This is a genomic window from Kluyvera sp., from assembly GCF_047971185.1.
GTDB lineage: Bacteria > Pseudomonadota > Gammaproteobacteria > Enterobacterales > Enterobacteriaceae > Kluyvera.
Window position 1 is genome coordinate 27,038 of the sequence record NZ_JBKDZH010000021.1, and the last position, 26,169, is coordinate 53,206.

A 26,169-nucleotide genomic window follows, 5' to 3' on the forward strand; every position below is an offset into this window, starting at 1 on the left:
CGGTCGTTAGTTGCCGCCGAACATATCCTTAATCCAGCCCGCCACGCCGTCGCTGTCTTTCTTCTCCTGCGCCGGCGGCTGCTGTTGCTGCTGCTGAGGCTGCGAAGACGACGAGTCAAACGGATTCATCGACTGCTGCTGCTCAATCTGCTGCTGGCTCTGCTGGCAAAGCGCATCCGGGTCCGTCGTCCAGACCGGCAGCATACGCGTGCCGCCACCGCCGCAGATAAAGTTACCGCCATCGTCGACGCCCATATTGACGATATCTTCCGGCGGCGTCAGATCCAGCGCAATCGGCGACTCGCTTGCCAGATAGCGCTGATAGATAGACATCGCGCCGCTGGCACCGTACAGCTTGGTCGGCTGGTTGTTATCACGACCCACCCAGGTGATCACCACTTCACGCCCGTCAATCCCGGCAAACCAGGTATCGACGTTGTTGTTGGTGGTCCCGGTTTTCCCTGCCAGATGCAGGTTCGGGTATTTCGCGCCCAGCTGACGACCGGTACCGCGCTGCACCACCTGCTGCATGGTCCACAGCGTCATGTACGCCGCCTGTGCCGGCACCGCACGCTCGGCCTGCGGGAAGCTCTGGTACAGCACGGTACCGTCTTCCGCAATCACCGAACGCAGCGCCGACAGCGGCGCACGGTTACCGCCGCTGGCGATAGTCTGGAACGCCTGCGCCACTTCGATTGGCGTCAGGTTCAGCGCCCCCAGCAGCATCGCCGGAACGGCGTGCAGCTGATCTTTCGGCGCGCCCAGCTTCAGCCAGGTATCCGTCACCGCCGGCAGGCCCAGCGCCATCCCAAGGTTAACCGTTGGTACGTTCATGGAACGCGTCAGCGCATCCACCAGCATCACCTGACCGCTGTAGCGACGGTCATCGTTCTGCGGCGACCACACCTGGCCATTCGGCTGGCGTAGCGCAATCGGCGCATCGGCAATCCAGGTGTTCAGGCGATACTGATTCGGCTGGCTCAGCGCGGTCAGGTAGGTCGCCGGTTTAGCCAGAGAGCCGATGGAACGACGCGCCTGCATCGCACGGTTGTAGCCCGCAAACTGCGGCTCCGCGCCGCCGACCATCGCCCGCACTTCCCCACTAAAGCGGTCAACCACCACCATCGCGGTTTCAAGATCGCTCAGCTTACGCTGCTTCTTCAGCACCGGAATGCCTTCGGTGGCCGCTTTTTCAGCCGCGTCCTGCGCGACGGAGTCAAAGGTGGTAAAGATCTTCACGCCGGAGAGATCTTTCACCTTATCGCCCAGCTTCGCCTGCAGCTCCTGACGCACCATCTGCATAAAGGCCGGCTGCGGTGAGATCACCCCGCCGCGCGGCTGCACGCCCAGCGGACGCGCGCTCAGCATGTCGTACAGTTCCTTGTCGATCACCTGCTGTTGTTGCAGCAGGCGCAGCACCAGGTTACGGCGCTCCAGCGCCAGCTTCGGGTTGCGCCACGGGTTATAAATCGAGGCCCCTTTCACCATCCCCACCAGCAGCGCCTGCTGGTCGAGGCTCAGCTCTTCCACCGGGCGGCCAAAGTAGTACAGGCTCGCCAGCGGGAAGCCGCGGATTTCATTGTCGCCGCTCTGACCGAGGTACACCTCGTTCATATACAGCTCCAGAATGCGGTCTTTGCTGTAGCGGGCGTCCATAATCAGCGCCATGTAGGCTTCGTTCGCCTTACGCCAGTAGGAACGCTCGCTGGAGAGGAACAGGTTCTTCACCAGCTGCTGGGTGAGCGTACTCGCCCCCTGCACCGTGCGCCCGGCGGTCAGGTTCGCCAGCACCGCACGCCCCATCGAGTAGAAGCTGATGCCGTCATGCTCGTAGAAGTGGCGGTCCTCGGTCGCAATCAGCGTATCGATCAGCAGATCCGGGAATCCGCTGCGCGGCACAAACAGACGCTGCTCGCCGTTCGGCGAGGACATCATGGTAATCAGCCGCGGGTCGAGACGGAAATAGCCGAACTGGCGGTTATTATCCATGTTTTCGATGCTATCCAGACGAGAGCCGTCGAAGGTCAGACGCGCACGCACCTGCCCCTCTTTACTGTCCGGGAAGTCGAACGGACGGCGAATCATCTCGATGCTGTTGGCCTGCACGGTAAACTCGCCGGGGCGCGTCATCGCCGTGACCTGGCGATACTGCGTCGCCGTCAGCAGCTGAACCATCTCTTTCTTGCTGATGGCCATATCCGGCTCAAGGCTGACCATCCGGCCATACACCGCCGCCGGCAGCTGCCAGACTTTACCGTCAATGCGGCTACGGATTTTTTGATCCAGGTAGACGCCATAGATAGCAATCAGTACCGCAAAGACGATCCCCAGCTTCACCAGGAACCACAACCAGCGGCGTTTGCCGCGCGGTTTTTGCCCCTTGCCGCCTTTACGCGCGCGTGGTTTTTCGTCGTCGTAGCCATCATCATCATAATCGTCGTCGTACTGCTGTCGACGGCTTACTTTTTGTTTTGCCGGACGTGCAGGCTTGCCTTTTCGTCCAATCGGCTCGCGGTCATTCCCCGCCATGCTTTTTCTCCGCAACATTCAGGCATAAAGGCCTGATTCTCAATTCTTCCGTCACAGGACAGAAGAAGATATCTCTCAATTTTACGCTGTGTTTATGCCGGATGGCGGCTTCGCCTTATCCGGCCTACTCGCTTAAACGTAGGCCGGATAAACGTAGCGCCATCAGGCAGAATACTTCTTCGTCCGCCGCGTCGGCGCGGTATTCGCCGGATCGTCCGGCCAGACGTGTTTCGGATAGCGCCCTTTCATCTCTTTTTGCACCTCGCGGTACGCCCCCTGCCAGAACGCGCTTAAATCGCGCGTAATTTGCAGCGGCCGCTGCGCCGGAGAGAGCAGCTCCAGCACCAGCGCCACCCGCCCCTGAGCAATGGTCGGGGTACGGGCTTCGCCAAACATCTCCTGCATACGCACCGCCAGCGCAGGCGGATTGTCTTCGTCATAGCGAATGGCGATACGGCTTCCCGTTGGCACAGTGTAATGAGTTGGCAGCTCACTATCCAGACGTTGTCGTAATGACCATGGCAACCAGTCGAGCAACGCCTGGCGAAGATCCAGCGATTTCAGGCCGCGCAGCGAATGCACGCCGCTCATATGCGGCAGCAGCCAGCTCTCCAGTTCCGCCAGCAGCGACGCCTCATCCACCGCGGGCCACGCCTCCTCCGGCAGCCAGCGCGCCGCGCACCGTAACCGCAAGCGTAGCTGTTCCGCTTCGTTCGTCCAGTTCAGCGCGCTTAATCCTTTCTCCCGAATGCCGGTCAGCATCGCCTGATGCAGTTCGCTTTCGGACGGTTTTGCCAGCGGGCGCACGTTCAGCGTCAGCTGGCCAATCTGGCTGCGGCGCAGCGCCTTCAGCGTACCCTGCGCATCATCCCACTCAATGGTGTCAGAGTGTTGAAGCAGCTGCGGGCAGCGGCTGACCAGCGCGTCGATATCCAGCGCGCAGGCCTGTAAAATACGCGCATCCGGCGAGGTGTTGCCCTGTAACAGCAGCGGCGCGATCAGCCACTCGTGGCGGCCCAGCGCATCATCCGCGTCGAGCATCGCCCCCATGCCGTTAGCCAGCTGATAACGGCCTTCCTGCCCGCGACGGCGCGCGATGCGATCGGGAAACCCCTGCGCCAGCAGCGGCGCAATGGCGTCCGCATCCGGCTTCCCGGCGCGGCGATTGAGCCGCTTGCACAGCTGCTGGCTACGCTGCTGCCACGTTCCCTGGTTGCGGGAAAACGCCTGCAGCAGGTCGCTGTTACCGCCGCGCGGCGGCTCTTCAAGAATGGCCGCCAGCCGGGCGGCGGTTGCTACCTCATCATCGCTTTGCGCCGCCAGCAGCATTGCCGCCAGGCGCGGGTCGTTGCCCAGCGCCGCCATCTTCTGGCCTTTGGCCGTCAGGCGTTCACCGTCCAGCGCCTGAAGCTGCGTCAGCAGGCGACGCGCCGCCGCCAGGTTCACCGCTGGCGGCGCGTCGAGCCAGCTCAGTTGAGACGGATCGGTGCAGCCCCACTGCATCAGGTCCAGCAGCAGCGAGGAGAGATCGCTTTGTAAAATCTCCGCATCGCTCTGGGCCGCCGCGCGCTCGGCCTGCTCTTTCGCCAGCAGATGTACGCAGACGCCGGGCTCCAGACGCCCGGCACGTCCGGCGCGCTGAGTCATTGAGGCCTGGCTAACGCGCTGAGTCAACAGGCGGGTAAGCCCGGTACGCACGTCAAAACGGGCGACGCGTTCCTGGGCGGAATCCACCACCAGGCGAATGCCTTCAATGGTCAAACTGGTTTCGGCGATATTGGTTGCCAGCACCACCTTACGCTTGCCCGTCGGCGCAGGCAGAATCGCCTGCCGCTGTTCGCTCAGCGACAGCGCGCCATACAGCGGGCACAGCAGCACGTCATCAGCAACGCGCTCCGCAAGGTGGTTCTGCACCCGCTGAATTTCACCGACGCCGGGTAAAAACAGCAGCAGCGAGCCGCGCTCGTGACGCAGCAGTTCCGCCGTCGCGATCGCCACCGCTTCATCAAAGCGCTGATGCGCGGGCAGCGACTGATAACGGCGCTCGACGGGATAGGCCCGACCTTCAGAAACCACGGTTGGCGCCTCCGGCAGCAGGCGCTGTAGCCGGTCGTTATCGAGCGTTGCCGACATAATCAGCAGCTTAAGGTCGTCGCGCAGCCCCTGCTGGACATCAAGCAGCAGCGCCAGCGCCAGATCGGCCTGCAGGCTGCGCTCATGAAATTCATCGAGGATCACCAGCCCCACGCCTGAGAGCTCGGGATCGTGCTGGATCATGCGGGTCAGAATCCCTTCGGTCACCACTTCCAGCCGGGTGTTCGGCCCGACGCAGCTCTCCGCGCGCATCCGATAGCCCACCGTCTCGCCCGGCTTTTCGCCGAGAAGCTCCGCCAGACGCTGCGCCACGTTGCGCGCCGCCAGACGGCGCGGCTCCAGCAGCAGGATGCGCCCGTTGATGACGCCATCCTGCAAAATTTGCAGCGGCAGCCAGGTGGATTTACCGGCGCCCGTCGGCGCGTTCAGCAGCACCTGCGGGGATTGCCGTAGGGCGTGGAGGAGTTCAGGAAGGACGTTGGCGACCGGCAACAGGGACACGAATGGCTCCAGAGGGTTAACATTAAACGGCGGACATTGTAGCATCGCCTCAATTCATAACCGAGTACCCACCATGTCTGAGTCAAAAAGACTGTTTTTCGCCATCGCGATCCCGCCGAAAATCCAGAAGCAGCTGGTGCAGTGGCGCGCGGATTGTTTCCCCGCCGATGCGGGCGTGCCGGTGGCGGCAGCCAATATGCACATGACGCTAGCCTTTCTGGGGGAGGTCAGCGCGGAGAAACAGCGCGCGCTGGCGGCAATGGCGGGGCGCATCCATCAGCCCGGCTTTACGCTGCATCTTGACGATGCCGGGCAGTGGCTGCGCTCGCGGGTGGTCTGGCTCGGTACGCGCCAGCCGCCGCGCGGGCTGCTACAGCTGGCCAATATGCTGCGCGCCCAGGCCGCCCGCAGCGGCTGCTATCAAAGCCCGCAGCCGTTTCACCCGCACCTGACGCTGCTGCGCAACGCCGGGCAGGCGGTGCCGATCCCCCCACCCGGCTTTCACTGGGAAATTCCGGTCACCGAGTTTGCGCTGTACGAGTCGCGCTTTACCGGCGGCCGCACGCGATATACGTCGTTGCAGCGCTGGACGCTCAACGAATAATTAAGGAAATCCGATGCAGTTTACCCCCGCGCTTCAGTCCGCGACGCTTATCAAACGCTATAAGCGTTTTCTCGCCGATGTCACGACGCCGAAAGGCGAAATTTTTACTCTGCATTGCCCGAATACCGGCGCAATGACCGGCTGCGCGACGCCGGGCGATACAGTGTGGTATTCCACATCAGAAAATACTAAGCGTAAATATCCCCATACGTGGGAATTAACCCAGACCCAGAACGGGGCTTTTATTTGCGTCAACACGTTGCGGGCTAATACCCTCGCCAAAGACGCTATTCTGGCGGGCCGCATCCCCGAACTGACCGGCTACAACACCCTGAAAAGCGAAGTGAAATATGGTGGAGAGAACAGCAGAATCGACATCATGTTACAGGCAGATGATCGCCCCAACTGCTATATTGAAGTGAAGTCAGTCACGCTGGCGGAAAATGAGTTCGGCTATTTTCCCGATGCAGTGACCGTGCGCGGACAGAAGCATTTGCGCGAGCTAATGGGCGTTGTGGCCAGCGGCGATCGTGCGGTTTTGCTGTTTGCAATATTGCACTCAGCCATTGAATATTTCTCTCCAGCACACCATATTGATGCTAAATACGCACAGTTGTTGCAAGAAGCACAAAAACAGGGGGTGGAAATTTTGGCTTATAAAGCGGAACTTTCTGCCGATAAGATGACTCTGATATCGCCGTTACCCGTTTCGTTAACGCGGGGTGGAGTTGAATAGAAAGTGTTCGGGCTGCGGCGTAAATACGCTTTTCCTCACAGCATTGTCAAGTGTTACGTTTAGATAATTGCCATCCGGAAAAGCATCTGCTATTTATAGCGGCCTGATTTTTCCCCCGAACACGGGGATCGATAGTGCGTGTTAAGGAGAAGCAACATGCAAGAAGGGCAAAACCGTAAAACATCGTCCCTGAGTATTCTCGCCATCGCTGGGGTGGAGCCGTACCAAGAGAAGCCAGGCGAAGAGTATATGAACGAAGCCCAGCTGGCGCACTTCAGACGTATTCTTGAAGCATGGCGTAATCAACTTAGGGATGAAGTCGATCGCACCGTTACACATATGCAGGACGAAGCTGCAAACTTCCCGGATCCGGTAGACCGTGCCGCACAGGAAGAAGAGTTCAGCCTCGAACTGCGTAACCGCGATCGTGAACGCAAGCTGATCAAAAAGATCGAGAAAACGTTGAAGAAAGTCGAAGACGAAGATTTCGGCTACTGCGAATCATGCGGTGTTGAAATTGGTATTCGTCGTCTGGAAGCGCGTCCAACGGCTGACCTGTGCATTGACTGCAAAACGCTGGCAGAAATCCGCGAAAAGCAGATGGCAGGTTAAGAGAACGCTAACACTCTATCTTCAAGGCGGGAGTCTCTCCCGCCTTGTCATTTTTTTGCCATAAACATGTCAACACAACCTTATATAGGGCGCTTTGCCCCTTCCCCTTCCGGTGAGCTGCATTTCGGCTCGTTGATTGCCGCTCTTGGCAGCTATCTCCAGGCCCGTGCTCGGCAGGGTATCTGGCGAGTCCGTATCGAAGATATCGACCCTCCTCGTGAAGTTCCCGGTGCTGCAACCACCATTTTGCATCAGCTGGAACATTACGGCCTGCACTGGGACGGCGATGTGCTGTGGCAGTCGCAGCGTCACGATGCCTATCGCGAAGCGTTAGCGTGGTTGAAAGCGCAGGATCTCTGCTATTACTGCACCTGCACGCGCGCGCGTATTCAGCACATCGGCGGCACCTACGATGGCCACTGCCGCGACCTGCATCACGGCCCGGAAAACGCCGCCCTGCGACTGCGTCAGACGCACCCGGTGATGGCGTTCACCGATCTGCTGCGCGGTACTCTGCAAGCCGACGAACGCCTGGCGCGCGAAGATTTTATCATTCATCGTCGCGATGGATTATTTGCTTATAATCTCGCGGTGGTGGTGGACGATCATTTTAAGGGCGTCACCGAAATCGTACGCGGCGCCGATTTGATTGAACCGACCGTCAGGCAAATCTCGCTTTACCAGCAGTTTGGCTGGCCAGCGCCTGACTATATTCACCTGCCGCTGGCATTGAATGGAGAAGGTGCTAAACTTTCCAAGCAAAATCATGCACCTGCTCTACCTGCTGGCGACCCGCGTCCGGTTATCATTCAGGCGCTGCGCTTTTTAGGCCAGCCCGTTCCGGCGCAATGGCAGGATATCAGCACGGCTGATATATTGCACAATGCGGTGGCGCAGTGGTCGCTTGCCGCGGTGCCAGAGACGGCGAAGATCAATCCGCCATTCTCAAATGCGTTATGCTGAGCTATGATTAGCCGCTATTTTTTGTCCCAAAAGTCTAAAACTACCGAGGTGCACCATTTTTACCCGAGTCGCTAATTTTTGCCGCAAGGTGCTGAGCCGTGAGGAGAGCGAGGCTGAAAACGCCATCGCAAAACCTGCTATGACCGTCATTCCGCGCGAGCAGCACGCTATTTCCCGCAAAGATATCAGCGAAAACGCCCTCAAGGTTCTTTATCGTTTGAACAAAGCGGGCTACGAGGCTTACCTCGTCGGCGGCGGCGTTCGCGATCTGCTGCTGGGCAAAAAACCCAAAGATTTCGACGTGACCACCAGCGCCACCCCCGACCAGGTGCGTAAGCTGTTCCGCAACTGCCGTCTGGTTGGCCGTCGCTTCCGCCTGGCCCACGTCATGTTTGGCCCGGAAATTATTGAAGTCGCCACCTTCCGTGGCCATCACGAAGATGGTCAGTCCGATCGCGCGACCTCCCAGCGCGGGCAAAACGGCATGCTGCTGCGCGACAACATCTTCGGCTCCATCGAAGAAGACGCCCAGCGCCGCGACTTCACCATCAACAGCCTTTATTACAGCGTCGCGGATTTCACCGTACGCGACTATGTTGGCGGCATGCAGGATCTGTCAGACGGCGTCATCCGCCTGATCGGCGATCCGGAAACCCGCTACCGTGAAGATCCGGTACGCATGCTGCGCGCCGTGCGCTTTGCCGCCAAACTGGATATGCGCATCAGCCCGGAAACCGCCGAGCCGATCCCGCGTCTGGCTACCTTAATGCACGACGTGCCGCCGGCGCGTCTGTTTGAAGAGGCGCTCAAGCTGCTACAGGCGGGCTACGGCTTTGAAACCTACAAGCTGCTGCGCGAATACAACCTGTTCCAGCCGCTGTTCCCGACCATCACCCGCTACTTCACCGAAGACGGCGACAGCCCGATGGAACGCATCATCGCTCAGGTGTTGAAGAACACCGACAACCGCATTCGTAACGATATGCGCGTTAACCCGGCGTTCTTGTTCGCCGCGATGTTCTGGTATCCGCTGCTGGAAATGGCGCAGAAAATCGCTCAGGAGAGCGGGCTGGCCTATTACGACGCTTTCGCGCTGGCGATGAACGACGTGCTGGACGAAGCCTGCCGTTCGCTGGCGATTCCAAAACGCATTACCACCCTGGTGCGCGATATCTGGCAGCTACAGCTGCGCATGTCTCGCCGTCAGGGTAAACGCGCGTGGAAGCTGATGGAGCATCCTAAATTCCGCGCCGCCTACGACCTGCTGGCGCTGCGCGCCGAAGCCGAAAACAACCACGAATTGCAACGCCTGACCCAATGGTGGAGTGAATTCCAGGTGGTCGCGCCGCCGGCGCAAAAAGAGATGCTCAACGATCTGGGTGATGAACCGGATACCCGCCGTCGCCATCGCCGCCCGCGTAAACGCGCGCCGCGCCGTGAAGGTAGCGCGTGACCGTCGTTTATATCGCCATCGGCAGCAACCTCGCCTCTCCGCTGGAGCAGGTGAACGCTGCCGTTGAGGCTATTGGCGCTATCCCTGAAAGCCGTATTATCCGCGTCTCTTCATTTTATCGTACCCCGCCGCTCGGCCCGCAGGATCAGCCAGACTACCTGAACGCCGCCGTGGCGCTGGAAACCAACCTTGCGCCAGAAGCGCTGCTGGACCATACCCAGCGTATTGAGCAGCAACAGGGTCGTGTTCGCAAGGCTGAACGCTGGGGGCCGCGTACGCTGGACCTCGACATCATGCTTTTTGGCGATCGGCTGATTAACAGCGAGCGCCTGACGGTACCGCACTACGATATGAAGCGCCGGGGCTTTATGCTGTGGCCGCTGTTTGAAATTGCCCCTGAACTTCATTTTCCTGATGATGGTCAACCGCTGACTGAGTATCTGAATCAGATCTCACCTTATCCCGCTCGCTGGTAGTTTAACCTTACGATCAACAGAATAATTCTGGAATAAAAACCTGGATTGGCAATAGGCGAACGGCGCTACCGTCGTTGCGCTAATAATGCGTCAGTCTTACGAAAATCATTACATTAAGAACATTGAATATTATATTAATTAATATTAACACCTTTTTGTTTACATTATATGCCAATCTTTAATACCTACAACATGATTTTTCCTACAATTATTTTTTAAAACAACTAACACTCACAATTGCATATAAAAAAATAATAAAACCCACCTAAAAAAGCACATCTACCAAAACAGCAAATATCCTTACACGCTATTCACAACCAAGCTAAAATTTATTTATCAAATCAACCAGGCCCACCATGCATAGAGTTAACATCGTCACCACAGAATAAAAAATTCACCATGTAAATGTTATGCAGAAAATCCCCCTCACCTGACAACAAATCACATGAATAATATTAAAAATATCAATCCAAAAAAGAAGAAAAATAAACATCATGAATTTTACAAACACAACCAATATCGTGTTTAATGCCCACGAAACAATATGACACACTGTAACACATGTAATTCTATAACTTTCTATAAGGATATTGTCGTGAAGAAAAAAATTATCGCCCTCTCAGTGGCATTCTCTGCAGCTCTGCTCTCCTCCTCTGCCTTTGCTCTTGATGGCGGTCAAATCGACTTTGCAGGCCTGGTTAGCGATAACACCTGTACACCGCACGTCAATGGCGGCAGTCAGGACGGTCAGGTGCAGCTAAACACGGCCAAAACGGCAGATATTAACGCTAATTCGGGCGTAGCGAGCAGCGCTGTCGGCGTTCAGCCAGAACCGTTCTATATTACCGTTGACTGCGGCACCAGTAACACCAATGCGAACGCGAATCTGAGCATGTCCTCTACCTTCTTTAGCAACAGCAACGGTACGCTAAACAACGATGACTCCATCTCAGAACCGGCAACCGGCGTCAACCTGGCGATCCACGCGGTTGATAGCAGCGGTTCTGCGCAGGCCTACACTCAGGTGAAGATTAACGATGCCAGCGATGTGCATACCCAGGCCTTTGATGGCAACGGTGTGGCGAAATTTAACTTCGTAGTATCCTACGTTAAACAATCCAATGCGGTACCTGTTAGCGCAGGCTACGTGAAATCGAACACGGCCTATACCCTTACCTACAATTAATCGATGATACTCAAGGAGCTATCTTACTTTCGAGATAGCTTCTTCTTATTAACGTCTGGAAACTCAAAGCCATTGAGAAACATGAGCAGCGCTCAGCAGCCTTGCATTAAGTTTTAATTAAAAAACATTTAATTATTTAAGATTATATAAAAAACAACCAATAAACAAAGAATAAATAAATACAAAGAATATATTTAACGTATCAAACAGACAGATAAATAACCAAAAATAATGATACGCGTTTTTTTACACTATCAAAGATGGCGCATATAGGAAAAGTTCGATTAACGACACTAAGGAATATCTGGTGTATGAGATGTAATTATTAAAACAAAATCAAATCATTGGTTTTACCAATCAAAAAGAGCGAAGTATCCGAACACGATATTTTTATACTTACAGAGCTCTTGTTATAATAATCGCGTCTGTAACGACATTTAATTTTTTTAACAAGGATATTTCAACATGAAATTAAAGTTAATCGCTTTATCACTGGTTCTGTCTGCAGCTTCCACATCTGCCTTTGCAGTCGACGGCGGTCAGGTTGATTTCGCCGGTCTGGTCAGTGATAACACCTGTACTCCGCATGTTAACGGCGGCAGCCAGGATGGGCAGGTTCAGTTGAACACCGCTCAAACAGCAGACATCAGCAACGATCTGGGCGTACAAACCAGCGCTGTCGGCGTCCAGCCGGAATCGTTCTATATCACCGTAGATTGCGGTACCAGCAACACCAACAGCACAGCTCATCTGAGCATGGCGTCAACCTTCTTCAGCAACAGCGAAGGTACGCTGAACAACGATGACTCTATTTCCGAGCCGGCAACAGGCGTCGCCCTTGCAATTCACCAGATCGATGGTTCCGGCTCCGCGCTGGCCTATACCCAAGTAAAAGTGAACGATGCCAGCGATGTCCATGATGCGAACTTTGACCCGAATGGCGTTGCGAAATTCAACTTCGCCGTCTCTTACGTCAAACAGTCTACTGCAGTTCCAGTGACCGCAGGCTACGTGAAATCCAACGTCGCGTACACCCTGACTTATAACTAATAGCCGTACTTTAATAAGGGGGAGTATTGCGTGATTTCACACGATATTCCCCTTCCAGAACACCATGGAGGAATACCAATGACCAGGATGCGTCGTTCTCTTTTTTCAATCTTATTTACTGTCACGGCACTGTCAGCTGTTCAGCCCGCAATGGCAGATATTATCCTTTCCGGCACCCGAATTGTTTATAAAGAGGCGCAAAAAGACACGACCATTCGCCTGGAGAATAAAGGTTCCCGTCCCGCCCTGGTACAAAACTGGCTGGACGACGGCGATCAAAATGCCGACCCCAGTATTATCAACGTGCCCTTTAACGCCACTCCGCCGGTTTCTCGTATTGAGCCCGGCCGCGGTCAGACGGTAAAACTCACCTACACGGCGAGCCGCGTATTACCGAAAGATCGCGAAAGCATCTTCTGGTTCAATGTGCTGGAAGTCCCCCCCAAAATGAAAGAGGCCGATGTAAAAGAAAAAAATATTTTGCAGCTGGCTTTTCGCACCCGCATAAAACTGTTTTACCGCCCGGACGGCCTGGAAGGAACACCATCAGAGGCACCAACGAAATTACAGTGGCGCGTACAGCAAAAAGCAGGAAAACCGGTGGTCCACGTCATTAACCCCACAGGGTACTTTGTCTCATTTAATAAGGTAGAGGCGGTTGTCGGCGGACGAAAATATACCGTTTCGGCCTCGATGGTCGCCCCCAAAGGTGAATCCGATTTCCCCATTCCCGGCTTAAACGGCACCCCGGCGAAAACCAGCATTAGCTATATTGCGATTAATGACTTTGGCGGCGCAATTAGCGGCAAGGTGGACATTTAACGCTTACATTTAATCTTTCGGATGCGCCAATGAAACAGCTGTCAAACACTTTCCGGGTCACCTTTTTGTCCCGAGCTATTGCCCTTACTCTCTTATCCGGCAGCGTCTGTGCATGGGCCGAAAACGAAACGCTGGAATTTGACAGCTCATTTTTAATGGGGCCAGGCTCAAGTAAAGTCGACCTCAGCCGCTACTCTGACGGTAATGCTATTTCACCTGGCATTTACGACGTGAGCGGTTACGTCAATAACGATCTGGTCTCCACGGTGAAGGTCGAGTTTATTGATGCCAAACATGACGGTAAAACCCAGGCCTGTATTACCCCAAAAATCTTAAACCAGCTGCATATTCGTCTGCCTGACGATCTGCCGGCAAATGCGATGCTGATGGCACGTGAGGACAGCGCGAATAGCTGCCTTAATCTGTCATTGGCTATTCCGTTGTCTACGGTCCACTTTGACGGCGGTGAGCAACGACTGGATATCGGCGTGCCGCAGATGTGGGTACAAAAGGGCTTCGCTAACTATGTCGATCCATCACTGTGGGATGACGGTATCCCTGCCGCCATGTTGTCATACAACATCAGCGCATGGAAAAATGAAAATGACTACGGTACCGAAGATAGCGTGTATGCAGGCTTTAACGGCGGCATAAATCTTGGCGCATGGCACTTCCGCGCGCAGGGCAACTACTCCTGGCAAAAAGATGGCGGCAGCAACATTGACTACCAGAACCGCTATGTTCAGCGAGATATCGCCGCCCTTCGGTCGCAGTTGATCATCGGCGAATCCAGCACCAGCGGCGAAAGCTTCGATACCGTCAATCTGCGCGGCGTTCGCCTCTACAGCGAATCACAAATGTTACCGCCGCAGCTCGCCAGCTACGCCCCCACGATTCGCGGCGTGGCCAACAGCAATGCCAAAGTGACCATTACGCAAAATGGCTACAAAATTTATGAGACCACGGTTCCACCGGGGCCGTTTGTGATTGACGACCTCTCACCGTCGGGGTACGGCGCGGATTTAGAAGTCACCGTCACCGAAGCCGATGGCTCAAAACACAGCTTTAGTCAGGCATTTTCATCGCTGGTGCAAATGATGCACCCTGGCGTTGGTAGCTGGGACATAAGCATGGGTCAGGTCAATGACGACAGTCTGCATGACGAACCGGGTCTGGCTCAGGGCACTTTCTACTACGGTTTAAACAGCACCTTCACCGGCTTTAGCGGCGTTCAAGCAACCGACAATGGCTATGTAGCCGGACTATTGGGCTTGGGGATGAATACCCTTATCGGCGCAATTTCATTTGATGTCACGCAATCACAAACCAATATCCCCGATGATAAAACCTATCGTGGTCAGAGCTATCGCGTATCGTGGAATAAATTTTTCACACCGACGGATACCTCACTAAATATTGCTGCCTATCGTTATTCAACCAAAGACTATTTGGGTTTGAGCGATGCCTTGAGCCTGATTGATGATGCTGAACACAACAACGGTACGTCTTCCCGCGACATGAGCAACTATTCGCGGATGAAAAATCAGTTCACCATTAGTCTTAACCAAAGCCTGAAAAGCGAAGACACCAATTACGGCTCACTTTATCTGAACGGAAGCTGGGCCGACTATTGGGTGACCAATGATTCACGCAGCAGTTTTTCTGCTGGCTACAGTAACAGCCTGGGTTGGGCAACCTACAGCATCAACCTGCAGCGCTCCTACGACGAAGACAACAACCGCGACGACTCCGTATACCTGAGCGTGACGATCCCACTGGATAAATTGATGGGTACCACAAGAGACAGTGGCGGTTTCCGGACGTTAAGCAGCAGCGCCAGCAGCGATTTTGACGGCAGTAATCAGTTTAACACTACAGCCAGTGGCTATAGCGCTGACAGCCGCTGGAACTATAGCGTTAGCACCGCCTATAACATGCAGAAAGAAAACAAAGATCTTTCTACCGTCAGCTCTTACGTCAGCTACGACTCCAGCTATGGCAACATCTCCGCATCGGCATCGGCGAGCAATGACAGCTCGCGTCAGTATTCTTTAAATACCGACGGTGGCTTCGTGCTACACAGCGGCGGACTGACCTTTAGCAACCAGAGCTTTGGCACCAGCGATACGTTAGTGCTCATTGATGCGCCAGGTGCCCAGGGCGCGCGTATTGATTACGGAAATAGCACTATCGACCGCTTCGGCTATGGCATTGGCAGTTCGTTAACGCCATACAGAGAAAATACTGTCTCCCTCGATATTAACGAGTTAGATAAAGATGTCGAAATGAAAAGCACCAGCGCCACCGTGATCCCGCGACGCGGTGCGGTGGTGATGAGCCAATTCGAGACCGATCAGGGGCAATCAGCGATCCTGAACCTGGTACGCAGTGACAAACAGCCTATCCCGTTCACCTCCGAAGTTTACGATCTGAACAACAATCTGCTCGGTACCGTCGGTCAGGGCAGCCAGGCGTTTGTGCGCGGCATTGGTGAGAGCGGGGAGCTGGAAGTACGCTGGAGCCAGCAGAACCAGCCCCAGCGCTGCCGCTTGCACTACCAAACAACACAAGGCGACGAGAAAATGGCAGGAAAAACCATCATTCTCAACGCCGTTCCCTGCAAGATGCAATAGATTACGAGGATAAAGGATGAACAAACACCGCGTAGTCCACGTACTGACGTTCGCCAGCGCACTGCTGGCACCGCCGGGCTTTGCCAGCACCCAGGGACTGAGCCTTGACTTTACCGCCGTGATTGAAGAAACCACCTGTGTGATGAAAGTCATCAGCCTGACGAATTCGTCGGTCAGCGGTAGCGGGACGCAATACGCGCTCACGATCCCGAATATCGGGATCGCCGAGCTGATTAGCGTTACCGCCAGCACCGAGGGCAGCTTCAAGCTTCAGCCGCAGGAGTGTAATAACGAGATAGCTTCGCTGACGATGACCCTGCAAGGCACCACGCTTTCCAATAGTAATTATATGCTACAAAACAGCCTGACCAGCGGCAATGCGGAAAACGTCGGCCTTGGCTTTAAGCCCGACGGCGCGGATGACTCAGCCCGTCTGAAGCTCGACGGTACGCAAAAAACGATATGGAGCCAAAGTCAGATTACTGACGGTTTTGATCTTAGCGCCTTTTTCCGCCGCGCCAGCGCCTCGCTAGCCCCCACGCCGGGCGACTTCCAGGCCAAGGTCACCTTTACATTTACCTATGAATAGCAGGGAGGCTGTGTTGACACGATATCTATCTGGATTCTGCGGCGCACTGCCGTTTCTCCTTGCTACAGCACCGGGCTACGCGGGTGTGAACTCGCTGGAGATGACGGTTTCCACCACCATCACGCCAACCACCTGTCAGGCCACGCTGTACGACAACAGCGGCGTCGCCAATGCGGTGGTCGATATTGGCGATATTTACATTCCGCAAATTGTCAATAAAAGCAACTCTCGCGCCTTTTCGCTGGTGTTCAGCAACTGCATAGGTATGGCTAAAAAACAGGCCACCGTCACCCTAACGGCGAAGACGGGCTGTGATGGCGCCTCCGGCGGCGGCAACGGATTTCGTAACGCTCTGAACAGCAGCGATGATGCCGCTGGCGTCTCCGCCGAGGTCTGGACCACCTCAACGCCGGCCAGCAGCGGCAGCAAACAGCTCAGTTGCGCCAGCCCGGCGAAGCAGCTCATCGATCTGGCCCAGGCCACTGATGAAACCACCGTCGTCTGGCCGCTCAGCGCCCGTATTGTGCTGGCTTCCGGCAGCACGATAGCGGATTTACATACCGGCACCTTCTCTACCCAGGGCCTGTTCACCATTACCTATGAGTAAGACGCGATGAGCAAATTATTGTGCGGCGCATTGACCATCAGCTTATCGTCATTGATGCCTTTCTGCCATGCCGATACCGATGTGGAAATTAAGGCCAATATTGTCAACACCAGCTGTGAAGTCTCAGTCGACGATAATGGCCTGATCGATCTAGGCACGAAAGGACTCGACTATTTCGCCAGCGGCGTCACTGCGGAAGACCTCTATGAAGGTGGCAAAACCTTCTATGTACATGTCAAAGACTGTATGCCGGTCAGCGGCAAAGAGCCGTCAAAAATAACCCTGCACTTCTCGCCGCTGTCCGGCAGTTTTGCCCCAGGGTCAACGCAGATTTTCGCTAATCAAGAAGTCGACGGCGCAAAAAACGTCGGGGTGGTGATTTTTTCCGTCAACGACAGCAACAACATTTATAACGTGATGAATACCGACGGCACGCCACGTAGCCAATATGAGGTTACCGCCGCTGACTACGCCGACAGCCGTTACTCATTTTACGCCCGGATGCAAAAAGTACTGTCCGGTCAGTCCATCGTCAGCGGCCCGGTGAAGTCCAGCGTGCTGGTGTCGGTTTATTACGAATAAAAAAGCCATCGGCTTTTGAAAGGAGATGGTCATGAGAGGGAACACGTTGATGCAACATGGCAAAAACAGAGGCTGGTTGACGGTGATTTCCGTTTTTCTATCCTCACTATTCACAACATTGGTGCTGTTTTCCAGCGCCAGTTATGCACAGACACAGACCTTTGTGCTGGGAAACTATGTTGCGAACTACATATATGGAGGCCCATCAGGAGACGGTAACGATGTAATGACATACCCCAGCGGACGCACCGTCTACTTTAGCCGAACAAATGAACTTGCCCCTGCAAATGTCATCATAAACTGGAATGCTAATCATGGGTCATCTTCAAAGCATAGCAGCAGTCTTTTTTGTAACACCTCAGATGAGGGAACGGGCAATCCAATTTCTGTAGAATCAGGTCTTATTTCTGCGGGTAGTTACGGCGGCGTCGATATTTTTAAAACGAATATCACCGGACTTTATTTTTCACTAGCACTACGTAGCTTTAGTTCCTATGGCAATGATATTGTGGTGACGGCCCCAACGCTACAGATATCGAACGGGGTAATGCACAACGTCATTTCGATAAAAGATACCGACGGTTGCAATGGACCGGATTCAGAAGAAGGCGCAGTTGGCTATTTTACATGGGGTGGGTTGGGGTTTTATGCAGCAATCACCTTTTACACCGACCAAACCTATACCCCCGGCGAATCAAAAATCACATTACTCAAAAACGGTAACTATCATGTGCGCATCTGGAACGAAAACCCAGGTCCAGGCATTAACAGCTATTATGATAATGTCACCTTTGATATCAGCGCCGTGACCGTGGCCGAACCCACCTGTTCCACCCAACCCGTCGCCAGCGGCAACAGCGTCAGCGGTACCACGGTTAATCTGGGTAGCTACAGCCCAAACGATATTATTAATGGTGCGACATCGGTCCCCTTTGCCATTAATCTGGCGGGCTGTAAGGGGCTGCGCAATATTAACGTCACGCTCACCACCACAACCAGCGCCAGCGATCCCACCCTGCTTGGTAATATCCTGACCAGCAACCATGCGACCGGCGTTGGCTTAGAGATTCGCGGCGCGGCCAACAGCTATAGCCCTGAGATGGTGATGATCCCTAATGAAACGACCTCGGTGTATAACGACCAGCGTGACACCTCCAATGATGACAATATCTACGGTACCAGTGAGAGTGGTAAAGTACAGTCTCAAACCCTCAATTTTCTGGCGACGCTTAAGCGCGACAATAACCAGAAAATAGAGTCGGGTAACTTCAAAGCCAACGGCATCTTCACCTTCGACTACCCTTGAGAGTCGTTGATGTCGCAGGTCGGCGGGATATGCCCATAAAGGGCTAACGTTCCGCCGCCTCTTCCCCTACAATGCGCAAAATCTATTAATTGCCATTATGGACGGAGAGGTTATGAGCAAACCCACCACTATCGCCCTGCTGCAGAAATGCAAACAAGAGAAAAAGCGCTTCGCGACGATTACCGCCTACGACTACAGCTTTGCCAAACTGTTCGCCGATGAAGGCATCAACGTGATGCTGGTCGGTGATTCGCTGGGCATGACCGTGCAGGGGCACGACTCCACCCTGCCGGTGACCGTTGAAGACATCGCCTACCACACCCGCGCGGTACGCCGTGGCGCGCCGAACTGCCTGCTGTTGTCCGATCTGCCGTTTATGGCTTACGCCACGCCGGAACTGGCGTTTGAGCACTCTGCCACGGTGATGCGTGCCGGTGCCAACATGGTCAAAATCGAAGGCGGCGCATGGCTGGTGGATACCGTGAAAATGCTCACCGACCGTGCCGTTCCGGTCTGCGGCCATCTGGGGCTGACGCCGCAGTCAGTCAATATTTTTGGCGGCTACAAGGTGCAGGGCCGCGGCGACGCAGGCCAGGTGCTGCTGGACGACGCGCTGGCGCTGGAAGCGGCGGGCGCACAGCTGCTGGTGCTGGAGTGCGTACCGGTTGAGCTGGCGAAGCGCGTCACTGAAGCGCTGTCGATTCCGGTGATTGGCATCGGCGCGGGTAACGTCACCGACGGACAAATCCTGGTGATGCACGATGCGTTCGGCATCACCGGCGGCCATATTCCGAAATTCGCAAAAAATTTCCTTGCCGAAGCGGGCGACATGCGCGCCGCAGTGCGGCAGTATATTGCTGAAGTGGAGTCCGGCGTTTATCCGGGCGAAGAACACAGTTTCCATTAAGGAGTCAAGGTGTGTTGATTATTGAAACCCTTCCGCTGCTGCGCCAGCATATCCGTCGTCTACGTCAGGAAGGCAAGCGTGTTGCATTGGTTCCCACCATGGGCAACCTGCACGATGGCCATATGACGCTGGTCGATGAAGCGAAAGCGCGTGCGGACGTTGTTGTTGTCAGCATCTTCGTCAACCCGATGCAGTTTGACCACCCGGAAGATCTGGCGCGCTATCCGCGCACGTTACAGGAAGACTGCGAGAAGCTAAACAAGCGTAAGGTTGATTTTGTTTTCGCCCCGTCGGAGAAAGAAATCTACCCGCAGGGGCTGGAAGGCCAAACCTATGTTGACGTTCCGGGCCTTTCCACCATGCTGGAAGGTGCCAGCCGCCCAGGCCACTTCCGCGGCGTCTCGACCATCGTCAGCAAACTGTTCAACCTAATCCAGCCGGATATCGCCTGCTTTGGTGAGAAAGATTTCCAGCAGCTGGCGCTGATTCGCAAAATGGTCGCCGACCTGGGCTACGATATCGAGATCGTCGGCGTGCCGATTATCCGTGCCAAAGACGGTCTGGCGCTCAGCTCGCGTAACGGCTACCTGACGGCGGAGCAGCGTAAAATCGCCCCGGGTCTGTACAAAGTCATGAGTCGTGTAGCCGGGAAGCTCAAAGCGGGCGAGCGTGAGCTGCCAGAAATCATCGCACTCGCCGAGCAGGAACTGAACGAGAAAGGCTTCCGCGCCGATGATATTCAGATTCGCGACGCCGATACCCTGCTCGATCTCACTGAAAACAGCAAACGCGCGGTGATCCTGATGGCGGCGTGGCTGGGCCAGGCACGACTGATTGATAATCAGAGCATCGAGCTTTAATGTCGGAGCCGATCCCGGAGTCGGCGCATACGCGCCTCGTCCGGGCTACAGGAATAGTAGCCCGGCCAAGCGCAGCGCCGCCGGGTTCGCTCCGGATACATAAATGGCTGCGATCCTGCAAGAGGACAACGTTTGCAAAACGTTATGCGTGACGATACGCAATTAATCGTAAGCAGGCTTAATCGCATATGGACACCCGTCAGAAATCGGGCAATACTGCCTGCGAAATTTCTCAAGGCAGTCAGAAGACTGCTTTGTATCCGTTAAGAATTAAAGGTAGACGCTATGATTCGCACTATGCTGCAGGGCAAACTCCACCGCGTGAAAGTGACGCATGCAGACCTGCACTACGAAGGTTCCTGCGCCATTGACCAGGACTTCCTCGACGCAGCCGGTATCCTGGAAAATGAAGCCATTGATATCTGGAACGTGAACAACGGCAAACGTTTCTCCACCTACGCCATTGCGGCGGAGCGTGGCTCGAAAATTATCTCCGTTAACGGTGCGGCAGCGCACAATGCCGATGTTGGTGATATCGTCATTATCGCCAGCTTCGTCACCATGAGTGATGAAGAAGCGCGCACCTGGCGCCCGAACGTTGCCTATTTCGAAGGCGACAACGAGATGAAGCGCACGGCGAAGGCCATTCCGGTTCAGGTTGCCTGATTCTCCCCGGCGGGCCGCCTTCGCGGCTCGCCAGTTTACCCCTGAGGTTGGTTACTGATCAGCCGCGACATCGTCTCCAGCGAATCCGTGCGTAGAATATACAGCCTTTTGAGCAGCATCGGATTATCCCCCGGTTTCACCTTCCCTTTCACCGTCGTCACCGCCAGATGAAAACCGGCATCGTTCGCCGCCTTCACCGCCGTCGCGTTATAACCGCCAAAAGGATAGGAAAGAAACAGCACGTGCGGGTTGAACTGCGCCAGCGCCCGGCGCGAGCGTTCAAAATCAAACAGGATATTGTGATAACTGCGGCTCAGCAGCACGGGCCGCCGATAGCCATCAACGCGATGCAGGAAATGGGTGTGCGACTGGAAATCGAACACATCGTGGATCGCCTCCAGCTCGGAGACGCTCATAAACTGCAACGACTTAGGCGCCCACTTCTGCGGATGACGCTTAATCCGCGATGATATAATAAACGCCGTGGCCTTAAAGCCATACTGCTTGAGCACCGGGTAAGCATAGCGGCTTACCGATTTCAGGCCGTCATCGAAGGTTATTACCACCGCGCGCGCGGGCAGGTTCACGCGGTTATGCACGTAGTCATCCAGCTGATACATGCTCAACGTGGCGTATCCTGTGTCGCGCAGCCAGGTCATCTGGTTGCTGAAGGCGCGTACCGAGGTGGTGGTCGAGGTATGGCGAAAACGGGTGTTCTCTTCGTCGCGCAGAATATGGTGATAGGTGAGTACCGGAATGCCGTTATCGGGCTGCACATCCAGCGCGCTGATATAGGCCAGACGCTCCCCGATACGAATCTGATACCAGGTCTGATTCAGCCGATCTTTGAGCTTATTAAGCACTGGATAGCGCAGATTTTCTGCCAGCGTGCCGAACGGCGCGCTGCCGACATCCGGCGCGTTGTACACCGGCGTGTCCTTCCAGGTGATTAAATTCTGATTGCTGAGCGGTTTATTCAGATCGCCTAAGCCATCCTCAACCCGCTGGCGCCCCTGCACCGGTTCGAGGTGCCCCTTATCGATAAAGCCCTTCCCGAAGCCAAAGCTGAAGGTGTCGTTATCTGCCGTGTTCGGCTCAACGGCGATAATCTGCCCGGCGCGCAGATTGCCCACGGTCACGGTTTGATCGCCGATGCGCGCCCAAATCGTGGCGTCCTCGGTGGTTTGCATATAGCGCGCAGGCAAAGCGGCGCTCGCGCCACCGACGAAGAACAGCAGGAAGAAAACAACAGCACGTATAGGCATGAACAATAACCGAAGCGGGAACCGACCTCGTTATTGTAACAAAAGCGCCATCAATACCAATGTTCAGGGCTTATACAAATCGTGGAGCAGCACAAAAGGCGGATTTTTTTGCTGCTGATGCCACAGGCTGGTCACGCCGGGCGCGCCCTGCTCGACGATGCGATCGCGGAAGTCGTTGCTGCTGAGTGAATCTCGCAGGGGAACCATTCGCTCAACCAATGAATAATGAACGCCGGCAATCACCTCACAGCCGCTATGCTTGTGGCTCATCAGCGATGCGACGCGATACGGTGCCGCCCCGGCGTTATCGGTCAGAAAAATGACGCCATCACCGGAATCGGTTTGATGAAGCGCGTCGCACATCATGCGACTCAGCATATTGGCGCTCAGCCCGCGCCAGTAATTGACCGCCCGACACTGCGGCAGCGGCCCAAACTTTTTTTCCAGACGATCCAGCAGTTCCTGTGCGCGATCGTCATGGCAGGAAATAACCCAACCTAACATAGCTTGCCTCCTTAGCAGGCAAGTAGTTTAGCGGAGTGATTGATAAAGAGGGGTGATGACTGTCAAAGAATACTTCCCGGCAAACGCCGTCTGCCGGGAAATTAGGCACAATCAGCTGCGCAGACCGCGCCCGCGCTGGATGAGATACCAGCACAGCATGTAAAAGGCGATGATAAACACCACCAGCACGCCAAAGGTGGTGGCCAGCGGCACGTCGTTAATGCCGAGGAAACCGTAGCGGAAGCCGCTGATCATGTAGACGATCGGGTTCAGATGCGACAGCGCCTGCCAGAACGGCGGCAGCAGCGTCAGCGAATAGAACACGCCACCCAGATAGGTCAGCGGCGTCAGCACGAAGGTCGGGATCAGGCTGATATCATCAAAGGTTTTAGCGAATACCGCGTTCAGCAGGCCGGCCAGCGAGAACAGAATCGCCGTCAGCACCAGCGTCAGGGCCACAAAGACCCAGGAGTGCACCTGGAACGGCACGAAGAACAGCGATATCGCGGTGACCAGAATCCCCACGCACAGCCCGCGCGCCACGCCGCCGCCGACAAAGCCGGCGATGATCACATGCGTCGGCACCGGCGCCACCAGCAGCTCTTCAATGTTGCGCTGGAACTTGGCGCTGAAGAACGACGAGGCCACGTTGGCATAGGCGTTGGTGATCACCGCCATCATGATCAGGCCCGGCACAATAAACTGCATGTAGCTAAAGCCGTGCATCTCGCCGATGCGCGAGCCAATCAGGTTACCGAAGATAATAAAGTACAGCGTCATGGTGATAACCGGCGGCACCAGCGTCTGCACCCAGATACGCATAAAGCGATGGATCTCTTTCGCCCAGATGCTTTTCAGCGCGACCCAGTAAAGCTGCATCATGCGCGATCTCCTTGTTTTTCATGAACCAGCGAAACAAACAGCTCTTCCAGACGGTTCGCTTTGTTGCGCATACTCAGCACCTGAATGCCCTGGGCGCTCAGCTGGCTGAAGACGCTGTTAATCCCCTGCTCGCGCAGTACTTCCACTTCCAGCGTTGAGGTATCGACGAGGTTGTACTGATAACCATCAAGCTTCGGCAGCGGGCTTTTCGGCGCCAGATCGAGAATAAAGGTTTCCGATTTCAGCTTGGAAAGCAGCGCCTTCATCGAGGTATTTTCCACCAGCTCGCCGCGCTGAATAATGCCGATATTGCGGCACAGCATTTCGGCTTCTTCCAGATAGTGAGTGGTGAGAATAATGGTGGTGCCTTTATCGTTGAGATCCTTGAGGAATCCCCACATGGAACGACGCAGTTCGATATCCACGCCCGCGGTCGGCTCATCGAGGATCAGCAGCTTCGGCTCATGCATCAGCGCACGCGCGATCATCAGACGGCGCTTCATCCCGCCGGAGAGCATTCGCGCGCGTTCGTTGCGTTTTTCCCACAGATCGAGCTGCTTCAGGTATTTTTCGCTGCGAATAACCGCTTCTTTACGTTCAACACCGTAATAACCGGCCTGATTCACCACAATTTGCTGCACGGTTTCAAACGGGTTGAAGTTGAACTCCTGCGGCACCAGCCCGAGCTGACGCTTGGCGTTGACCACGTCTTTTTGCAGGTCGTAGCCAAAGACGCTGACGCGCCCGGAGGTTTTATTCACCAGCGAGCTGATGATGCCGATAGTGGTGGATTTACCCGCGCCGTTCGGCCCCAACAGCGCGTAAAAATCTCCGGCTTCCACTTTCAGATCGATCCCACGCAGCGCTTGCACACCGCCCGGATAGGTCTTCGTCAGTTGCTCTAATTCCAGTGCAATGGTCATAGATTTTCGCTTACCTTACATTCCGATACTTGATATTGGGTTTTAATAAATCAGGACTTGCCCTATATTAACCCAACGAAAATTACTGGGTTACCGCTTCCATGAACGACATAGATACACTCATCAGCAACAATGCACTATGGTCAAAGATGCTGATAGAAGAGGATCCCGGTTTTTTTGAGAAACTGTCGCAAGCGCAAAAACCGCGCTTTCTATGGATCGGCTGTTCCGACAGCCGCGTTCCCGCCGAACGTCTCACCGGGCTTGAGCCAGGTGAACTGTTTGTTCACCGTAACGTGGCAAACCTGGTTATCCACACTGACCTCAACTGTCTTTCCGTGGTGCAGTATGCCGTTGATGTACTGGAAGTTGAACACATAATTATCTGCGGCCACTACGGTTGCGGCGGCGTACAGGCGGCGGTAGAGAACCCGGAGCTGGGCTTAATCGACAACTGGCTGCTGCATATCCGCGATATCTGGTTCAAACATAGTTCATTGCTGGGCGAGATGCCGCAGGAACGTCGTCTGGATACGTTATGTGAGCTGAACGTGATGGAACAGGTGTATAACCTGGGGCACTCCACCATCATGCAGTCTGCGTGGAAGCGCGGCCAGAAGGTGATGATTCACGGTTGGGCCTACGGTATTCATGACGGCCTGCTGCGCGACCTCGACGTCACCGCCACCAGCCGCGAAACCCTGGAGCAGCGTTACCGCCACGGGATTTCCAACCTCAAGCTAAAGCATATCAATCATAAGTAGTGCAGGGATTGCCGGGTGGCGGCTAACGCCTTACCCGGCCTACAAACCTGCGCCGTAGGCCTGATAAGCGAAGCGCCATCAGGCACCCGCGCATTACTCGTCTAACAGCACCACTTTGCCGACATACGGCAGATGGCGATAACGCTGCGCGTAGTCGATACCGTAACCAACCACGAATTCGTCCGGGATGGAGAAGCCGACAAACTCAACCGGCACCTGAACTTCACGGCGCGTCGGTTTATCCAGCAGCGTACAGATAGCCAGCGACTTCGGCTCGCGCAGGCTCAGAATTTCGCGCACTTTCGACAGGGTATTGCCCGAGTCGATAATGTCTTCGACGATCAGCACGTCTTTACCGCGGATATCTTCGTCCAGGTCTTTCAGAATTTTCACGTCGCGGGTGGTAGACATACCGCTGCCATAGCTGGATGCCGTCATAAAATCGACTTCGTGCGGCACCTGCACTTCACGGCACAGGTCGGCCATGAACATGAATGAACCGCGCAGCAAGCCCACCAGCACCATTTCGCTGCCGCTATCTTTATAGCGCTCGTTAATCTGACGACCCAGTTCGGCGATACGCGCTTTGATCTCCGCTTCCGGGATCATCACTTCAACATAATGTTTCATAATTCACATACCATATTGAATTTAA

25 protein-coding genes are annotated in these 26,169 nt (G+C 55.1%); 18 read left to right on the forward strand and 7 right to left on the reverse strand.

From position 1 onward, the window contains the following. Window positions 1-6: 6 nt before the first annotated feature. Complete coding sequence (gene mrcB, locus ACK5JN_RS05930; protein ID WP_416869305.1) at window positions 7-2,529, reverse strand: bifunctional glycosyl transferase/transpeptidase; 2,523 nt, start codon at window positions 2,527-2,529, stop codon at window positions 7-9. 162 nt (window positions 2,530-2,691) lie between these two features. Continuing rightward, a complete protein-coding gene (gene hrpB, locus ACK5JN_RS05935; protein ID WP_416869306.1) occupies window positions 2,692-5,124 on the reverse strand; it encodes an ATP-dependent helicase HrpB in 2,433 nt (810 codons plus the stop codon). A 73-nt stretch (window positions 5,125-5,197) separates the two neighbouring features. On the opposite strand from hrpB, the gene thpR reads away from it, so the two are divergent. The 17 genes from thpR to panD all read left to right on the forward strand — a co-directional run bounded on the left by thpR (window position 5,198) and on the right by panD (window position 21,176). Continuing rightward, window positions 5,198-5,728 (forward strand): RNA 2',3'-cyclic phosphodiesterase, encoded by a 531-nt coding sequence (thpR, locus tag ACK5JN_RS05940; RefSeq protein ID WP_416869307.1) that lies wholly within the window; start codon window positions 5,198-5,200, stop codon window positions 5,726-5,728. Between the two features lie 13 nt (window positions 5,729-5,741). Then, window positions 5,742-6,464 carry a DNA/RNA nuclease SfsA gene (gene sfsA, locus ACK5JN_RS05945; protein WP_416869308.1) on the forward strand — a complete coding sequence of 241 codons (723 nt, stop codon included), beginning with the start codon at window positions 5,742-5,744 and terminating at the stop codon, window positions 6,462-6,464. Between the two features lie 156 nt (window positions 6,465-6,620). Beyond that, window positions 6,621-7,076, forward strand: a complete 456-nt coding sequence (gene dksA, locus ACK5JN_RS05950) for an RNA polymerase-binding protein DksA (RefSeq protein WP_001155227.1) — start codon at window positions 6,621-6,623, stop codon at window positions 7,074-7,076. Window positions 7,077-7,142: 66 nt separating this feature from the next. Next, window positions 7,143-8,039, forward strand: a complete 897-nt coding sequence (gene gluQRS / locus ACK5JN_RS05955) for a tRNA glutamyl-Q(34) synthetase GluQRS (protein WP_416869309.1) — start codon at window positions 7,143-7,145, stop codon at window positions 8,037-8,039. Window positions 8,040-8,094: 55 nt separating this feature from the next. Then, complete coding sequence (gene pcnB / locus ACK5JN_RS05960) at window positions 8,095-9,492, forward strand: polynucleotide adenylyltransferase PcnB (protein WP_416869342.1); 1,398 nt, start codon at window positions 8,095-8,097, stop codon at window positions 9,490-9,492. Continuing rightward, window positions 9,489-9,968, forward strand: a complete 480-nt coding sequence (gene folK / locus ACK5JN_RS05965) for a 2-amino-4-hydroxy-6-hydroxymethyldihydropteridine diphosphokinase (protein ID WP_416869310.1) — start codon at window positions 9,489-9,491, stop codon at window positions 9,966-9,968. The genes pcnB and folK overlap by 4 nt, the downstream gene beginning before the upstream one ends. Before the next feature lie 595 nt (window positions 9,969-10,563). Next, a complete protein-coding gene (locus ACK5JN_RS05970) occupies window positions 10,564-11,154 on the forward strand; it encodes a fimbrial protein (protein ID WP_416869311.1) in 591 nt (196 codons plus the stop codon). A 465-nt stretch (window positions 11,155-11,619) separates the two neighbouring features. After that, window positions 11,620-12,204 carry a fimbrial protein gene (locus tag ACK5JN_RS05975; RefSeq protein ID WP_416869312.1) on the forward strand — a complete coding sequence of 195 codons (585 nt, stop codon included), beginning with the start codon at window positions 11,620-11,622 and terminating at the stop codon, window positions 12,202-12,204. Between the two features lie 78 nt (window positions 12,205-12,282). After that, window positions 12,283-13,026, forward strand: coding sequence for a fimbrial chaperone (locus ACK5JN_RS05980; RefSeq protein ID WP_416869313.1), 744 nt, complete (start codon window positions 12,283-12,285; stop codon window positions 13,024-13,026). 29 nt (window positions 13,027-13,055) lie between these two features. Then, on the forward strand, window positions 13,056-15,659 hold the full coding sequence (locus tag ACK5JN_RS05985) for an outer membrane usher protein (RefSeq protein WP_416869314.1): 2,604 nt from the start codon (window positions 13,056-13,058) through the stop codon (window positions 15,657-15,659). 16 nt (window positions 15,660-15,675) lie between these two features. Then, window positions 15,676-16,248: a fimbrial protein gene (locus ACK5JN_RS05990; RefSeq protein WP_416869315.1), complete on the forward strand. Its 573-nt coding sequence runs from the start codon at window positions 15,676-15,678 to the stop codon at window positions 16,246-16,248. A 10-nt stretch (window positions 16,249-16,258) separates the two neighbouring features. Continuing rightward, the gene (locus tag ACK5JN_RS05995; RefSeq protein ID WP_416869316.1) at window positions 16,259-16,855 is read left to right on the forward strand and encodes a fimbrial protein; all 597 of its coding nucleotides are present in this window, start codon (window positions 16,259-16,261) and stop codon (window positions 16,853-16,855) included. Between the two features lie 6 nt (window positions 16,856-16,861). After that, window positions 16,862-17,437 (forward strand): fimbrial-like protein, encoded by a 576-nt coding sequence (locus ACK5JN_RS06000; RefSeq protein ID WP_416869317.1) that lies wholly within the window; start codon window positions 16,862-16,864, stop codon window positions 17,435-17,437. A 31-nt stretch (window positions 17,438-17,468) separates the two neighbouring features. Next, window positions 17,469-18,743, forward strand: a complete 1,275-nt coding sequence (locus ACK5JN_RS06005; RefSeq protein ID WP_416869318.1) for a fimbrial protein — start codon at window positions 17,469-17,471, stop codon at window positions 18,741-18,743. A gap of 112 nt (window positions 18,744-18,855) precedes the next feature. After that, window positions 18,856-19,650 (forward strand): 3-methyl-2-oxobutanoate hydroxymethyltransferase, encoded by a 795-nt coding sequence (gene panB / locus ACK5JN_RS06010; protein WP_163448026.1) that lies wholly within the window; start codon window positions 18,856-18,858, stop codon window positions 19,648-19,650. A gap of 11 nt (window positions 19,651-19,661) precedes the next feature. Then, complete coding sequence (panC, locus tag ACK5JN_RS06015; RefSeq protein ID WP_416869319.1) at window positions 19,662-20,510, forward strand: pantoate--beta-alanine ligase; 849 nt, start codon at window positions 19,662-19,664, stop codon at window positions 20,508-20,510. A 285-nt stretch (window positions 20,511-20,795) separates the two neighbouring features. Then, the gene (panD, locus tag ACK5JN_RS06020) at window positions 20,796-21,176 is read left to right on the forward strand and encodes an aspartate 1-decarboxylase (protein ID WP_035891933.1); all 381 of its coding nucleotides are present in this window, start codon (window positions 20,796-20,798) and stop codon (window positions 21,174-21,176) included. Window positions 21,177-21,211: 35 nt separating this feature from the next. On the opposite strand, the gene ACK5JN_RS06025 is transcribed toward panD, so the two are convergent. The 4 genes from ACK5JN_RS06025 to ACK5JN_RS06040 form a co-directional block, all read right to left on the reverse strand. Further along, on the reverse strand, window positions 21,212-22,441 hold the full coding sequence (locus tag ACK5JN_RS06025; RefSeq protein WP_416869320.1) for a polysaccharide deacetylase family protein: 1,230 nt from the start codon (window positions 22,439-22,441) through the stop codon (window positions 21,212-21,214). 63 nt (window positions 22,442-22,504) lie between these two features. Beyond that, the gene (locus ACK5JN_RS06030) at window positions 22,505-22,945 is read right to left on the reverse strand and encodes a PTS sugar transporter subunit IIA (protein ID WP_416869321.1); all 441 of its coding nucleotides are present in this window, start codon (window positions 22,943-22,945) and stop codon (window positions 22,505-22,507) included. 111 nt (window positions 22,946-23,056) lie between these two features. Next, window positions 23,057-23,827 carry an ABC transporter permease gene (locus tag ACK5JN_RS06035; RefSeq protein WP_416869322.1) on the reverse strand — a complete coding sequence of 257 codons (771 nt, stop codon included), beginning with the start codon at window positions 23,825-23,827 and terminating at the stop codon, window positions 23,057-23,059. After that, complete coding sequence (locus ACK5JN_RS06040; protein WP_416869323.1) at window positions 23,824-24,750, reverse strand: ABC transporter ATP-binding protein; 927 nt, start codon at window positions 24,748-24,750, stop codon at window positions 23,824-23,826. The genes ACK5JN_RS06035 and ACK5JN_RS06040 overlap by 4 nt, the downstream gene beginning before the upstream one ends. 101 nt (window positions 24,751-24,851) lie before the next feature. Here ACK5JN_RS06040 and can point away from each other — a divergent pair, with 101 nt between their 5' ends. Further along, window positions 24,852-25,514, forward strand: coding sequence for a carbonate dehydratase (can, locus tag ACK5JN_RS06045; protein ID WP_065356543.1), 663 nt, complete (start codon window positions 24,852-24,854; stop codon window positions 25,512-25,514). Between the two features lie 93 nt (window positions 25,515-25,607). Here the strand turns inward: can and hpt are convergent, their stop codons facing one another. Next, the gene (gene hpt, locus ACK5JN_RS06050; protein ID WP_416869324.1) at window positions 25,608-26,144 is read right to left on the reverse strand and encodes a hypoxanthine phosphoribosyltransferase; all 537 of its coding nucleotides are present in this window, start codon (window positions 26,142-26,144) and stop codon (window positions 25,608-25,610) included. Window positions 26,145-26,169 lie beyond the last annotated feature (25 nt).